Source organism: Streptomyces soli (assembly GCF_003999195.1).
Lineage (GTDB): Bacteria > Actinomycetota > Actinomycetes > Streptomycetales > Streptomycetaceae > Actinacidiphila > Actinacidiphila soli.
The window spans coordinates 21,716-34,429 of record NZ_RJVR01000112.1 but is presented as its reverse complement, the minus strand read 5'-3'; the positions used below and the strand labels follow the sequence as shown (position 1 = coordinate 34,429).

11 protein-coding genes and 1 pseudogene are annotated in these 12,714 nt (G+C 72.0%); 6 read left to right on the top strand and 6 right to left on the bottom strand.

The genetic code is table 11. The features are described from left to right. On the top strand, positions 1 to 1,396 hold a 1,396-nt coding region (locus tag EFK10_RS09660; protein WP_164835904.1), incomplete at its 5' end, for a PQQ-binding-like beta-propeller repeat protein. A gap of 19 nt (positions 1,397 to 1,415) precedes the next feature. Here the strand turns inward: EFK10_RS09660 and EFK10_RS09655 are convergent. From EFK10_RS09655 to EFK10_RS49800, 4 genes and pseudogenes are all read right to left on the bottom strand, one after another. Further along, entirely contained in the window at positions 1,416 to 1,919 is a 504-nt protein-coding gene (locus EFK10_RS09655) for a hypothetical protein (RefSeq protein ID WP_127355317.1), read from the bottom strand. Positions 1,920 to 2,137: 218 nt separating this feature from the next. Then, on the bottom strand, positions 2,138 to 2,290 hold the full coding sequence (locus tag EFK10_RS47195) for a hypothetical protein (protein WP_206305384.1): 153 nt from the start codon (positions 2,288 to 2,290) through the stop codon (positions 2,138 to 2,140). A 54-nt stretch (positions 2,291 to 2,344) separates the two neighbouring features. Continuing rightward, on the bottom strand, positions 2,345 to 2,521 hold the full coding sequence (locus EFK10_RS47190) for a hypothetical protein (RefSeq protein ID WP_164835902.1): 177 nt from the start codon (positions 2,519 to 2,521) through the stop codon (positions 2,345 to 2,347). A gap of 19 nt (positions 2,522 to 2,540) precedes the next feature. Beyond that, a pseudogene (locus EFK10_RS49800) lies at positions 2,541 to 2,783 on the bottom strand (enoyl-CoA hydratase/isomerase family protein); the annotation flags it as partial. 88 nt (positions 2,784 to 2,871) lie between these two features. On the opposite strand from EFK10_RS49800, the gene EFK10_RS09645 reads away from it, so the two are divergent. Then, on the top strand, positions 2,872 to 3,573 hold the full coding sequence (locus EFK10_RS09645) for a class I SAM-dependent methyltransferase (protein WP_127355316.1): 702 nt from the start codon (positions 2,872 to 2,874) through the stop codon (positions 3,571 to 3,573). 275 nt (positions 3,574 to 3,848) lie between these two features. Here the strand turns inward: EFK10_RS09645 and EFK10_RS47185 are convergent, their stop codons facing one another. Further along, on the bottom strand, positions 3,849 to 3,986 hold the full coding sequence (locus EFK10_RS47185) for a hypothetical protein (protein ID WP_164835901.1): 138 nt from the start codon (positions 3,984 to 3,986) through the stop codon (positions 3,849 to 3,851). 179 nt (positions 3,987 to 4,165) lie between these two features. Further along, positions 4,166 to 7,114 carry an AfsR/SARP family transcriptional regulator gene (locus EFK10_RS09640; RefSeq protein WP_127355315.1) on the bottom strand — a complete coding sequence of 983 codons (2,949 nt, stop codon included), beginning with the start codon at positions 7,112 to 7,114 and terminating at the stop codon, positions 4,166 to 4,168. Positions 7,115 to 7,401: 287 nt separating this feature from the next. Between EFK10_RS09640 and EFK10_RS09635 the strand changes: the two genes are divergently transcribed. The 4 genes from EFK10_RS09635 to EFK10_RS09620 all read left to right on the top strand — a co-directional run bounded on the left by EFK10_RS09635 (position 7,402) and on the right by EFK10_RS09620 (position 12,624). Further along, complete coding sequence (locus tag EFK10_RS09635; RefSeq protein WP_240677105.1) at positions 7,402 to 8,157, top strand: AMP-binding protein; 756 nt, start codon at positions 7,402 to 7,404, stop codon at positions 8,155 to 8,157. A 277-nt stretch (positions 8,158 to 8,434) separates the two neighbouring features. After that, entirely contained in the window at positions 8,435 to 9,292 is an 858-nt protein-coding gene (locus EFK10_RS09630) for an ATP-binding protein (protein WP_240677104.1), read from the top strand. 10 nt (positions 9,293 to 9,302) lie between these two features. Then, positions 9,303 to 9,728, top strand: a complete 426-nt coding sequence (locus EFK10_RS09625; RefSeq protein ID WP_127355312.1) for a roadblock/LC7 domain-containing protein — start codon at positions 9,303 to 9,305, stop codon at positions 9,726 to 9,728. Between the two features lie 295 nt (positions 9,729 to 10,023). After that, positions 10,024 to 12,624: a bifunctional FO biosynthesis protein CofGH gene (locus EFK10_RS09620; protein ID WP_127355311.1), complete on the top strand. Its 2,601-nt coding sequence runs from the start codon at positions 10,024 to 10,026 to the stop codon at positions 12,622 to 12,624. Positions 12,625 to 12,714: the final 90 nt, after the last annotated feature.

The window sequence follows — 12,714 nt, the reverse complement described above, 5'->3', positions numbered from 1 at the left end:
GCAGGGGGCTCCCGGTGGCCCCGGTGGCGCGGGCGGGCGGCATGCGGCGGCTGCGGCGGGGCCTGGGGGCGGCCAGGAGGCGGGGCCGGTCCAGTTCGCCGGGTCGGCGCCGATAGGGCCTGGGCTGCGGGTGGCCGACCGTAAGGAGCAGCAGGCAGAGGCTCCCGTTCCGGGGTGGGTCGGCCGTGGCGGTGGCGGTGGGCAGGCCAACGGTCCCGCCCAGGGGCCGGCGCCCGCGCCTGTGCCCGTACAGGGGCAGCCGGCCGGGGAATGGCGGCCGTGGCGGTTCCGTATGTCCAACGACGTCTGGGGCACGCCTGTCGTCTCGGGCGGGCGGCTTTACGTGACGTCCTTCGAGGTGCACGCGCTCGACGTGGCCACCGGCCGGCGGCAGTTCAAGACGCGTGACGTGGCGTGGACCATGGCCGTCGACGGCGGCCGGATTCACGGGTCGGACGGGCCGAGCCTGTACGCGCTGGACGCGGCGGACGGCTCGGAGCGGTGGCGTACGGGCGTGGAGGGCTGGATCTACTCCCTGCGGGCCGAGGGCGGCATCGTCGTCACCGGGACCCGAGGCGGCGGCGTACAGGCCTGGGACGCGGCCGGCGGGCGGCTGAAGTGGGAGCGGGGCGGCGCGCAGACGGAGTTCGAGTCGCCGGAGTCCGGGCCGTGCGTGGTGGGCGGGGTCGTCTACTTCCACGGCGGCGGCCGCCTGCACGCGCTGGACGCGGAGTCGGGCGCCGAGCTGTGGGCCTACCCGGTCGGCGGTCCTGGGGCGCCCGGCAGCATGCCGACGCGGCCGGTTGTCGTTGACGGGGCCGTTTACGTCACGGCGGGGGCGCGTGTGCTCGCGCTGGACGCTCGTACGGGTGGTGAGCGGTGGCGCTTCGACGCGCCGGCCGTGATGTTCGGGCCGCCGACGTATGTGCCGGGGGCCGGGGTGACCGGGGGCGGTGTGTACGTGGCCGACTACCTCGGCACGGTCTACGCCCTGGACCCGGTGGACGGCCGGGACCGATGGCGGGTGGCCACGGAGCAGCGGCAGTCGGTGGAGCCGGTGCTTGCGGTGGGTGGGGCCGTGATGCTGGGTGCGGGAAGCGCGCTCTACACGCTGGACGCGGTGTCGGGCACGCCGAAGTGGCGGTTCGCCGCGCAGGCCGAGATCGTCGGTTCGCCGGTGGCGGCGGACGGGCGGGTGCACTTCGGGTCGAAGGATCACTGTCTGTATACCGTCGACGCGGGGGGCGGCCAGCTGCGCTGGAAGCTTGAGACGGGCGGCGAGATCACCGGGTCGCCCGTGGTGAGCGGCGGCGTTGTCTACGCCAGCAGCAAGGACCGGTGCGTCTACGCCCTCGACGCGGTCAAGGGGACCGGGGCGGCTGCCCGCCGGGGGTGAGCCCCGGCTCGCCGCCGCGCTACTCCTCCGGGGGCCGCCACATCGTCTGGGTGTCCCCATACGGGTCGTACGAGCCCGGCAGGGGGTGGTCGTGGCCGTGGGTGGCGTCGGGGACGCGGTGCGGGCGGCGGCCGCGCATGACGACGGCGGCCAGGAGCAGGAGTGCGGCGCCGATGAGGGCGTAGACGAGGCCGGGGCCGACGGAGTTGGTGTTGAGGCCGGCCGGGAGGCGGGAGCGCTGGACCAGCCACAGGACGGCGGTGGCGAGGACCAGGAGGCCGGAGACCGTCATCACGGTGCGTGAGCGGAAGAGGATCGCCGCCAGGGTGAGGAGCGCCGCGAAGGCCAGGGGGAGGAAGACGGAGCCGAGGAGCACGGCGTGGGCCGGGGTGAGGCCGGAGAAGAGGTTCTCGATGCGGAAGTCGGTGCCGTGACGGCCGTCGTACCAGGCTCGGAAGGGGCTCAGGACGGCGGCCGTCGCTCCGGCGAGAGCGATGATGGACCCGAGGATGTTGCGGAGCATCACCGGAGTACCTCGCTCTCTCCCGCCCCGGGCCAGACGTTACGCCCGGAGGCGGCAGGCCGCCACATGAGCGCGCTGCTAAGGTGATCGACGTTTTGTCACGTGTACACGGGGGTTCATTTCATGCAGCGCCGTCTCGGCAGGCTGCGGCTTGTCGCCGTACTCGCCGTCGTAGTCGTCTCGTTGACCGGGTTCCAGACCCGTAGCCGCATCCACAGTCACAGCAGTAGTGGGGGAGGCGGCTGCAGCAGCAGCCACAGCACCTCGCATTCGTACAGGTCCGCCACCAGCGGAAGTTCGTCGTCCAGCAGCGTTGGGCCGACGGATGCCACGTCCCAGATCACCGTCGTCAGTTGCACGGACCCCGACACGGGTAAGCCGGCGCCCCAGCTGAGGATCGACAACAGCGGTGGTACCGGCGCTTATTACTTCAGTGCTGTGGTCCAGATGAGTGGAAAGAGCGGCAGCCCGGTCGGGAGGGCCACGTTGACGAACACGCTGGTCGGGGCGGGGGAGATCAAGACCGTCGGGGCTGTCGTGACGGGGGTGGGCGGGGCAAAGGCGCCTGCGTCGTCGAGTGGTTGCTCCATCAGCAGTGCCACGAAGGAAGCCGCCTGAGTTTCAGCGCACCCGGAAGTGCCGTGACCGGCCGGTGAACAGCTCTGTCTGACGGTCGGAGGGCAGGTTGCCGAGGGCGATGAGGTGCGGGGCATGGGCGAGGGCCTGTGCCCGCGCGGCCTCGCGGGCGGACCAGACGGCGCGGACGGTGCCCTGGACGGCCTCGGTGGGGTGGGAGGCGATGACGGCGGCGGCCCGGAGGGCGGCGTCGAGCAGGGCGGGGCCGGGGACGACCTCGCCGGCAACACGAGCGGCAAGGTCCTGAAGGGCGAACTGCGGTCGCGCGGGTGAAAACCAGAGGCGGCCCGAGCCGGGGGCGATTCAGAATCGAAGGATGACCATCAGGCCCTGGAAGATCGACGAACTCGCCTACGCCGGCCCCGAACACCTCGACGCCGCCTTCGTCGCCGGGTACGACCGCAAGCAGGGTCACCCCGATCCCGCCGAGGACATCGCCGTGCTCGCCGCCCACGGGCTCGGCCCCACCTCCACCGTCATCGACCTCGCCGCCGGCACCGGCCAGTTCACCCTCGCCGCCGCTCGCCGCTTCGGGCACGTGACAGCGGTCGACGTCTCCCCCGCCATGCAGGACGCCCTCCGCAAACGCACCGCCGACGCAGGTTTCGCGAACGTCGGCTTCGCCCTCGCCGGCTTCCTCTCGTACGACCACCCCGGCCCACCCGCCGACGCCGTCCACACCCGCAACGGCCTCCACCAACTCCCCGACTTCTGGAAAGCCCTCGCCCTCCAGCGCATCGCCGACTCCCTGCGGCCCGGCGGTATCCTGCGCCTCCGCGACCTCATCTTCGACTTCCAGCCCTCCGAGGCCGACGCCGTCCTCGAACGCTGGATGTCCGGCGCCGTCACCGACCCCGCCGCCGGCTACACCCGCGACGACTTCGCCGACCACCTCCGTACGGAATTCAGCACCTTCCGCTGGCTTCTGGAGCCGATGCTGGACGCCTCCGGCTTCGACATCGTCGACGCGGAGTTCGTGGGGTCGGTGTACGGGGCTTATACGTGCGTCAAGCGCTGACGCGCGGGACATGACGAAGGCCTCGGGCCGGTGTCGTGCCCACTGGCAGCCGCGGGTTTCTGCGGCTCGTGAGGCTGCAGTTCAGCTCCGGGGTTGACGCTAACAGGTGAAGTGCCCAGCCCAACAAGGGATGTTGGCGACCATTACTGGCCAATCTTCAATGGGGTTCGTGCATGCGAAAGGACCGGCCGCGGCGCCCCCTCCGCGCCACGGTCGGTCCTCATCCCCCGGTTCCCCCCCGGTGGTGCTGTCCCCCGTGGGCCTTGCTCAGGCTGTTACGGGGTGTGGTAGTTGTCGGGCTTGACCGTGGTGTCGTCGGCCTTGACCGTGGGCTCTTCGGTGGTCACGTCGTCGGTGGTGGTGACCGTCTGGGGCTCTTCGATCTCTGTGGTGTCCGGCGTGGTCTCGCTCATGCTGTCTCCCCTCGTGGTTCTGGACAGGTGCGGATGCGAAACCCGCCTGGCAACGACCCCCGTGCGCTACCAGGCGGGCAGCTCTCGCAGTGATGGAATCGTGGCAGGCGTCGATAATCAACTGATAAACGGACCCATTGAGGTGTCGGAACACCAGGTATTCCGGCGCCGGATCACCTCTAAACGGCGACCGCCGGGGCCGACGGATCGCTGAGCAGACGCCGGACGTCGTCCGCCTCCACAGCGCCCAGCGCGGTGAACGCGGTGAGGGCGTCGCGCCAGCAGGCGCGGGCGCGGTCGGTCTGGCCGACGCCGTTGAGGGCTTTGCCGAGCAGGGTGAGGGCGTTGGCCCAGCGGTACTCGCCGCCTATATCGCGGAGGAGGGCGAGGGACTGCTCCGCGATAGCTGCCGCCTGCCGGTGTTTGGCGGCGGAGAAATGGACCTCGGCCATGCGGAAGAGGGCCATGGCTTCCCAGAACTGTTGACGGGCCTCGCGGAAGATGGGCAGGGCCTCGGACAGGCAGGCGAGGGCGTCGGCGGTACGGCCGTCGGCGGTGAGGGCGATAGCCAGGGCGTAGAGCCCGTTGGCCAGACGGAATCCGGCCCCTAGGCCGCGGTAGATGAGCAGGGAGCGCTCGGCGGAGGCGATGGCGGCCGGGAGTTGTCCGAGTTCGATCTGGGCGCGGGCCAGGTTGCTGAGGGCGGCGGCCTCGCCGTGGCGGTTGCCGTCTTCGCGGAAGGCTTCCAGAGCCGTCGTGTGGTAGGCGGCGCACTCTTCGAAGCGGCGCATGGGGAAAGCCACGTTGCCCCGCAGGTTGGCGGCGTAACTGCTGGCCAGCGGGTCCGCGGCGGCCAGACCGAGGACCAGGGCGCGCTGGGCTTCGCGGTCGGCGTCCTCGAACCTGCCGGAGAGGCCGCTCAGGTGTCCGAGCGAAACCCTCGCGCGGGCTTCGATCAGGGCTTCGCCGCAGGTGGCGGCTGTGCTGACGACGGCCCGGGTCGCCTGCTCGTACTGGCGGGCGTAGATGCCGGACTCCATGAGGTCCTGGCTGACCAGCAGCAGGTCGACGGCCCGCCGCAGCGGTCCGTTGCAGCCGCCGCCGGCTGCCTGCTGGACGGCGGCCAGGAGGCTCGGAGCTTCGGAGTACAGCCAGTCCAGGGCTTCGTCGCGGGCGGTGAAGGCGGCGCCCCGGCGTGAGGTCGCCACGAGGTGGTCGAGCAGGCGGTCCCCCGGGTTCTCCAGTTCGTACGCGCGGGCGGCGGAGGCCAGGTAGAAGTCGAGCAGCCGCAGGAGGGCCGCGCAGCGGGACTCGTCGGTTTCGTGGCGGTCGGCGCAGTCGCGGGCGTAGAGGCGGAGGAGGTCGTGGAAGCGGTAGCGGGCGGGGGCGGCGGATTCGATGAGGCTGATGTCGACCAGGGCTTCGAGGAGTTCTTCGGCGTCGTATGGGTCCATGTCGAGGACGGCGGCGGCGGCGTCGAGGGAGATGTCGGGGCCGTCGGGGAGGGAGAGGAGGCGGAAGGCGCGGGCCTGGGCGGGGGTGAGGTGGCCGTAGCCGAGTTCGAAGGTGGCCTTGACGGCGAGGTCGCCGGCTTTGAGCTCGTCGAGGCGGCGGCGTTCGTCGCTGAGCTTGCGGGCGAGGAAGGAGACGGTCCAGGTACGGCGGGTGGCGAGGCGGGAGGCGGCGATGCGGATGGCGAGGGGCAGGAATCCGCAGGCGGCGACGACGTCGAGGGCGGCCTGGCGTTCGCTGGTGACGCGTTCGTGGCCGACGATGCGGGTGAAGAGCTGGAGGGCTTCCTCGGGGCTCATGACGTCGAGGTCGACGAGATGCGCGCCCGCCAGGTCGACCATGCGGACGCGGCTGGTGATGAGAGCGGCGCAGCCGGGGGTGCCGGGGAGGAGGGGGCGGACCTGGGCGGTGTCGCGGGCGTTGTCGAGGAGGGCGAGGACGCGGCGGCCGGCCAGGGTGGAGCGATAGAGGGCAGAGCGGTCGGCCAGGGAGTCGGGTATCGCGGAGTCCTGGATGCCCAGCGCCCGTAGGAAGGAGGCCAGGACGGCTTCCGGCTCGGCCGGCCGGGCGGCGGTGCCCTGGAGGTCGACGTACAACTGGCCGTCGGGGAAGGCCTCGCGGGCGGCGTGCGCGACATGCACGGCCAGCGTGGTCTTGCCGACGCCGCCGATGCCCGCGACGGCGGAGACGGACATGACGCCGCCGTCCGCCAGGATCTCGCCGAGTTCGCGTACGAAGGCGGCACGGCCGGTGAAGTCGGAGACTGTCGCGGGGAGTTGGGCGGGGCGCACCGGATCCTGGGCGGACTCGGCCTGGGGGGCGGGGGGTTGGAGCAGGGCCGGGTCGACTTCGAGGATGCGCTGGTGGAGGTCGGTGAGTTCGGCGCCGGGGTCGACACCGAGTTCGTCGGCGAGGAGGCGGCGGGTGTCCGCGTAGACGCCGAGGGCCTCCGCCTGGCGGCCGCTGCGGTACAGGGCGAGCATCAGCAGGGCGCGCAGCCGCTCGCGCAGGGGGTGTTCGGCGGACAGCGCGGTCAGTTCGGAGACGGCTTCGGCGTGGCAGCCGACCTGGAGGTCGAGGTCGAGGCGGGTCTCGGTGAGCTGGAGGCGCCATTCGGCGAGGCGGTTGCGCTGGGCGTCTGCGTACGGGCCGGGGAGGCCGGCCAGGGGCTCGCCGTCCCACAGCGCGAGGGCGCGGGCGAGGTCGTCGCGGGCCTTGCCGAGGTCGGAGGCGCCGCGGGCCTTCTCGGCGTCGGCGACGTAGGTCTCGGCGAGGGTGAGGTCGAGGGCGGCGGGCTCGGTGTGCAGGGCGTAGCCGCCGTCGACGGTGGTGAGGGCGTCGGTGCCGAGGGCCTTGCGGAGCCGGAAGGCGTAGCCGCGCAGGGCGGCGAGGGCGGTGGCGGGCGGCTCCTCGCCCCAGAGGGCGTCGAGGAGTTCGGCGGCGGTGGCGGCGCGGCCGCCGCGCAGGAGGAGGGCGGCCAGCAGGGCGCGTTGCTGCGGCGGCATGCTGGTGATCGGCTCGTTGCCCCGCCAGGCCCGTACCGGGCCTAGGACCGTGAAGCGCCGCTCCGCGCTCGGCACCGCCTGCGGGTCGGATCCTGCGTTGCCGCTCCTCATTCCTGCCCCCTGTGCCGACGCGCCGTTTCCGGTCGCGACGGGCGCGTTTATCGATCGTTCATCGCGAACCGCAACAGTGGTCGCCGTGCCAGTTTGCCGTGTCAACCGGTCCAGGTCACCTATGGGTAGCCGGACGGGGGGCGCTGCGCGAAGAGTTACCGGGAATTTGAGGTTCCATCTGTGTCGCCGCGGGGGCTGTGCTGTGTGTGTCGGGCCAATTCGATTCGTGTACGTGTGCCGGGGGGAGTGACGGGCTGCCCATGTGCTCACGATGCATGCCGGAGGCCGTGAGCGGCCCGAACGGCCCGGATGGACCGGAGGGCCCTGACGGCCCCAAAGGACCCAGCGGCCCCGACACGGGCGCCCGCGGCGTGCCGGTCAGCGTACGGCGCCTGCCGGGGCCCCTGCTCCGGCGCCGGGCGGCGAACCGGCCCGACGCCACGCCTTTCCTCGGCTGCAGCTTCGCCGACCTCGACCGGCGGGCCCGGGCGGTCGCGGCCCGGCTGGGTCTTGTGGTGCCGCCCGGCAGTCGCGTCCTGCTTGCCTACCCGCAGGGGGTGGACCTCGCCGGTGCCTTCTTCGGCTGCCTGTACGCGGGCATGTCGGCGGTGCCCGTGGTGGCGGCCGGTACGGGCGGCCCCGACCGCCCCGGCGCAGTCGCGCAGGCCGTCGAACGGTGCCGCCCGGCGGCGGTGCTCACCGGGGGCGACGCGTGGACCTCGCTGGCGGTGGACCGGTCCCGTACCCAGGTCATCGAGGCCGACGGCGCCCGTGTCGGCGGCGAGCGAGCGGACCGGCTGGCGGCGTCCTGGCGGCCGGTCGGCGTCCTGCGCTCGGCCGTCGCGTACGAGCGGTACGTCGCCGACGGCCTCGGCGGCGGCCGGCTGGAGCCCCCGCTGCGCCACTGCGACCTGGGCGAACTGCTGGGGGAGTTGGCGCGCGCGGCGCAACTGGGGACGCCGGAGGAGAGCGTGGGGTGGATCGCCTCGGTCCACGGACTGGAGGAGGCGGTGTGGCGGATCCTGTTGCCGGTCGTCTCATAGACGGGACCGTGGACCTCGCCGATCCCGACTTCGCGTGACCCCTTGTCTGACGGACCGTCAGGTACGACCATGACCACCTGACGCCTGACATCCCATCAGCAACTGTGAGCACTGCGCAACCCACCGCCCCCTCGACGCGCTCGCTCGCGACGCCGACGAGGTCGCCCGGCAGCGGCTGCCGGAGGCCGTACGGCGGATCCAGGAGGAGGGCAGGCTGCCGGACGCGGACGACGGCAAGCCGGAACGGGGACTGAACGGCTCCGAGGAGGTCACCAAGGTGGCCGCGGCCCTGCGGGGCGTCGAGCGCACGGCGGTCGGGCTCGCCGCCGAGCAGGCCGTACTGCGCCGCAACACCACCGAGTCCCTGGCCAACCTGGGCCGCCGCAGCCAGGGCCTCATCCGCCGCCAGCTGGGCCTCATCACCCGCCTGGAGAGCCAGGAGCTCGACCCCGACGCCCTCGCCGAGCTGTTCGAGCTCGACCACCTCGCCACGCGCATGCGCCGCAACGCCGAGAGCCTGCTCGTCCTCGTCGGCCAGCACACCCCCCGTACGTCCAGCGGGATGGCCGGCAGCCTGGAGCTGGTGCAGGCGGCTCTGGCCGAGGTCGAGCAGTTCCGCCGCGTCATGGTCGCCACGGTCGAGCCCTGCCATCTGCGCGGCCACGCCGTCGCGGATCTCGCGCATCTGCTCGCCGAGATCGTCGAGAACGCGCTCACCTTCTCCCCGCCGACCGAGCCCGTCGAGGTGCACGGCTGGTCCGACGGCGACGAATACTGCCTCGCGGTCGTCGACCACGGCGTCGGCATGCCCGGCCCAGACCTCGAACGTTCCAACGCCCGCCTGGCCGGCGACGAGGCCTTCCTCGTGGCCCCGACCCGCTTCCTCGGCCACTACGTCGTCGGCCGCCTCGCCCGCCGCCTCGACGTCGAGGTCCGGCTCTTCGACACTCCCGGCGGCGGCGTCTCCGCCCTTGTCACCCTCCCGGGCCGCCTCCTCGCCCCGGACCCGGTCCCGGCCCCGGGCCAGCCCGCGCCGGCGGCCCGTAAGCCCGTTCGTACGTCCGGCACCCCTTCCCATGTATCTGCCATGCTCAACGGCTTCCGCGCCGGCGTCGCCCGTGCCGAAGCCAGATAGGACGACCGTCGTGACCAATGCCCAAAGCTTCGGCTGGCTCATCTCCGAGTTCGTCCGTACGGCCGACGGCGTCACCGACGCCGTCGCCGTCTCCTCCGACGGCCTCCTCATGGCCGCTTCCGACGGCCTCGGCCGCGACCGCGCCGACCACCTCGCCGCCGTCGTCTCCGGCATCACCTCCCTCGCCCAGAACGCCTCCACAACCCACGGCTTCCAGGGCATGAAGCTCGTCATGATCGAAATGCTCGGCGGCTTCATGATGGTCGGCCGCATCCGCGACGGCTCCTGCCTCGGCGTCCTCGCCGCCGAAGGCTGCGACGTCGGCCTCGTCGGCTACGAAATGGCCGTCCTCGCCGACCGCGCCGGCGAGCTCCTCACCCCCCAGCTCGTCGTCGAGCTCCACTCGGCCCCGCTAGCGGTCGGCGCTGGACTCTGACGGTGAGCAAAGTTCTCCGATGCCCCATCGGCGAGTGAGCCGAAGTGGAGCGGTCGCTGTCGAAAAGGAGAACGCGCGCAGGTCGCGAGGAACGAGCGACCGAGCACGATCGACTGTCGACAGTTAGCGGAGGCGAACCGAGCCGCTCAAAAGGTGGCCGTCAAGCACGGCCGACCTACCGAGCCGCACAAAAAAGGTGGCGTCAAGCCCGGCTGTCCTGGCGAACCGAGTCGCTGAAGAAATGGGTGATCAAGGCGACAGCGCGCACCCCTGGGCCCCCACCTATGCTCTGAGGATGACGCAACGCACGCCGCGCCCGGAGGCGCAGAACACGCCGCCCACCGCCAACGGCATGCGCCGCGCGCTGAAGCGGGCCCGCGAAGGCGTCGCCCTGGACACGGGGGAAGCAGCCGTCCTCCTCCAGGCGCGGGGCTGCGATCTGACCGACCTGGCCGCCACTGCCGCCCGGGTCCGCGACGCGGGCCTGGAATCCGCCGGCCGGCCCGGCACGATCACGTACAGCCGCAAGGTCTTCATCCCGCTCACCCGGCTGTGCCGGGACAAGTGCCACTACTGCACCTTCGTCACCGTGCCCGGCAAGCTGCGCGCCGAGGGCCACGGGATGTACCTGTCCCCGGACGAGGTGCTGGACATCGCCCGCCGGGGCGCGGAAATGGGCTGCAAGGAGGCCCTGTTCACGCTCGGCGACCGCCCCGAGGACCGGTGGCCGGAAGCCCGCGAGTGGCTCGAGGCGCACGGATACGACGACACGCTGTCCTACGTACGGGCCATGGCGATCCGGGTCCTCGAAGAGACGGGCCTGCTCCCGCACCTCAACCCCGGCGTGATGTCGTGGACGGACCTGCAGCGGCTCAAGCCCGTCGCCCCCTCCATGGGCATGATGCTGGAGACGACCGCGACCCGCCTCTGGTCCGAGCCCGGCGGCCCGCACTACGGCTCGCCGGACAAGGACCCGGCCGTCCGCCTCCGCGTCCTCGAGGACGCGGGCCGCTCGAACGTCCCCTTCACCACCGGCATCCTGATCGGCATCGGCGAGACGTACGAGGAGCGGGCGGAGTCCCTCTTCGCCATCCGCCGCATCGCCCGCCAGTACCACGGCGTCCAGGAAGTCATCGTGCAGAACTTCCGCGCCAAGCCCGACACCGCGATGCGCGGCATGCCGGACGCCGAGCTCGAGGAGCTGGCCGCCGCCATCGCGGTCGCCCGCCTCATCCTCGGCCCGAACGCCCGCGTCCAGGCGCCGCCGAACCTGGTCGACGCCGAGTACGCCCTGATGATCGGCGCCGGGATCGACGACTGGGGCGGGGTCTCCCCGCTGACCCCGGACCACGTCAACCCCGAGCGCCCGTGGCCGCACATCGACCAACTCGCCGAGCACACCGCCGAGGCGGGCTTCACCCTGCGCGAACGCCTCACCATCTACCCGGAGTTCATCCAGCGCGGCGAGCCCTGGCTCGACCCGCGCCTGCTGCCGCACGTACGAGCGCTGGCGGACGCCGACACCGCGCTCGCCCTGGAAGGCGTGAAGCCGGAGGGCCTGCCATGGCAGGAGCCGGACGAGGCCTTCACGTCCACCGGCCGCACCGACCTGCACGCCACCATCGACACCACCGGCCGCACCGCCGACCGCCGCGACGACTTCGACGCCGTCTACGGCGACTGGGAGGCCCTGCGCGAGCAGGCCGCGCCCGGCATGATCCCGGACCGCATCGAGGCCGACGTACGCACCGCACTGACCGTCGCCGCCGACGACCCCACCAAGCTCACCGACGCCGAGGCGCTGGCCCTGCTCCACGCGGACGGCCCGGCCCTGGACGCGCTCTGCCGGATCGCCGACGATGTACGCAAGGACGCGGTCGGCGACGAGGTCACGTACGTCGTCACCCGGAACATCAACTTCACCAACGTCTGCTACACCGGCTGCCGCTTCTGCGCCTTCGCTCAGCGCCGCACCGACGCCGACGCGTACACCCTGTCCCTCTCCCAGGTCGCCGACCGCGCAGAGCAGGCGTGGGAGGTCGGTGCGACCGAGGTCTGCATGCAGGGCGGCATTCACCCGGACCTGCCGGGCACGGCGTACTTCGACATCGCGAAGGCGGTGAAGGAGCGTGTGCCGGGCATGCATGTGCACGCCTTCTCCCCGATGGAGGTCGCCAACGGCGCGACTCGCACCGGCATGTCGATCCGCGACTGGCTCGCCGCCGCCAAGGAAGCGGGCCTGGACTCGATCCCCGGCACGGCCGCCGAGATCCTCGACGACGAGGTGCGCTGGGTCCTCACCAAGGGCAAGCTGCCCACCGCCACCTGGGTCGAGGTCGTCAAGACCGCCCACGAGCTGGGCATCCGCTCCTCCTCCACGATGATGTACGGGCACGTGGACCAGCCCCACCACTGGCTCGGCCACTTCCGCCTGCTCGCGCAGATCCAGCAGGAGACCGGCGGCTTCACCGAGTTCGTGACCCTGCCCTTCATCCACACCAACGCTCCCGTCTACCTGGCCGGCATCGCCCGCCCCGGCCCGACCCCGCGCGACAACCGCGCCGTCACCGCCATGGCCCGCCTCCTCCTCCACCCGTACATCCCCAACATCCAGACCAGCTGGGTGAAGCTGGGCTCCGAGGGCGCTGCGGAGATGCTGCGCTCGGGCGCGAACGACCTGGGCGGCACGCTGATGGAGGAGACCATCTCCCGCATGGCGGGCTCGAGTTACGGCTCGTACAAGTCCATCCAGGACCTCGTCGCCATCGCCGACGCCGCAGGCCGGCCGCACCGGCAGCGCACCACGACGTACGGAGAGGTGACGGCCGAGCGGATCGCGGCCGGCCGTGCCTCGGACGGACACCTGCCCGAACTGCTTCCGGTGCTGGAGAACTAGGGCCTGTCCGGCGGCCCCGGGCGCAGAAACGCTCGGCAAAGACCTCATAGGTGACTCCTCACATTCCGTACTTGGCCAAGAGCTGACCGT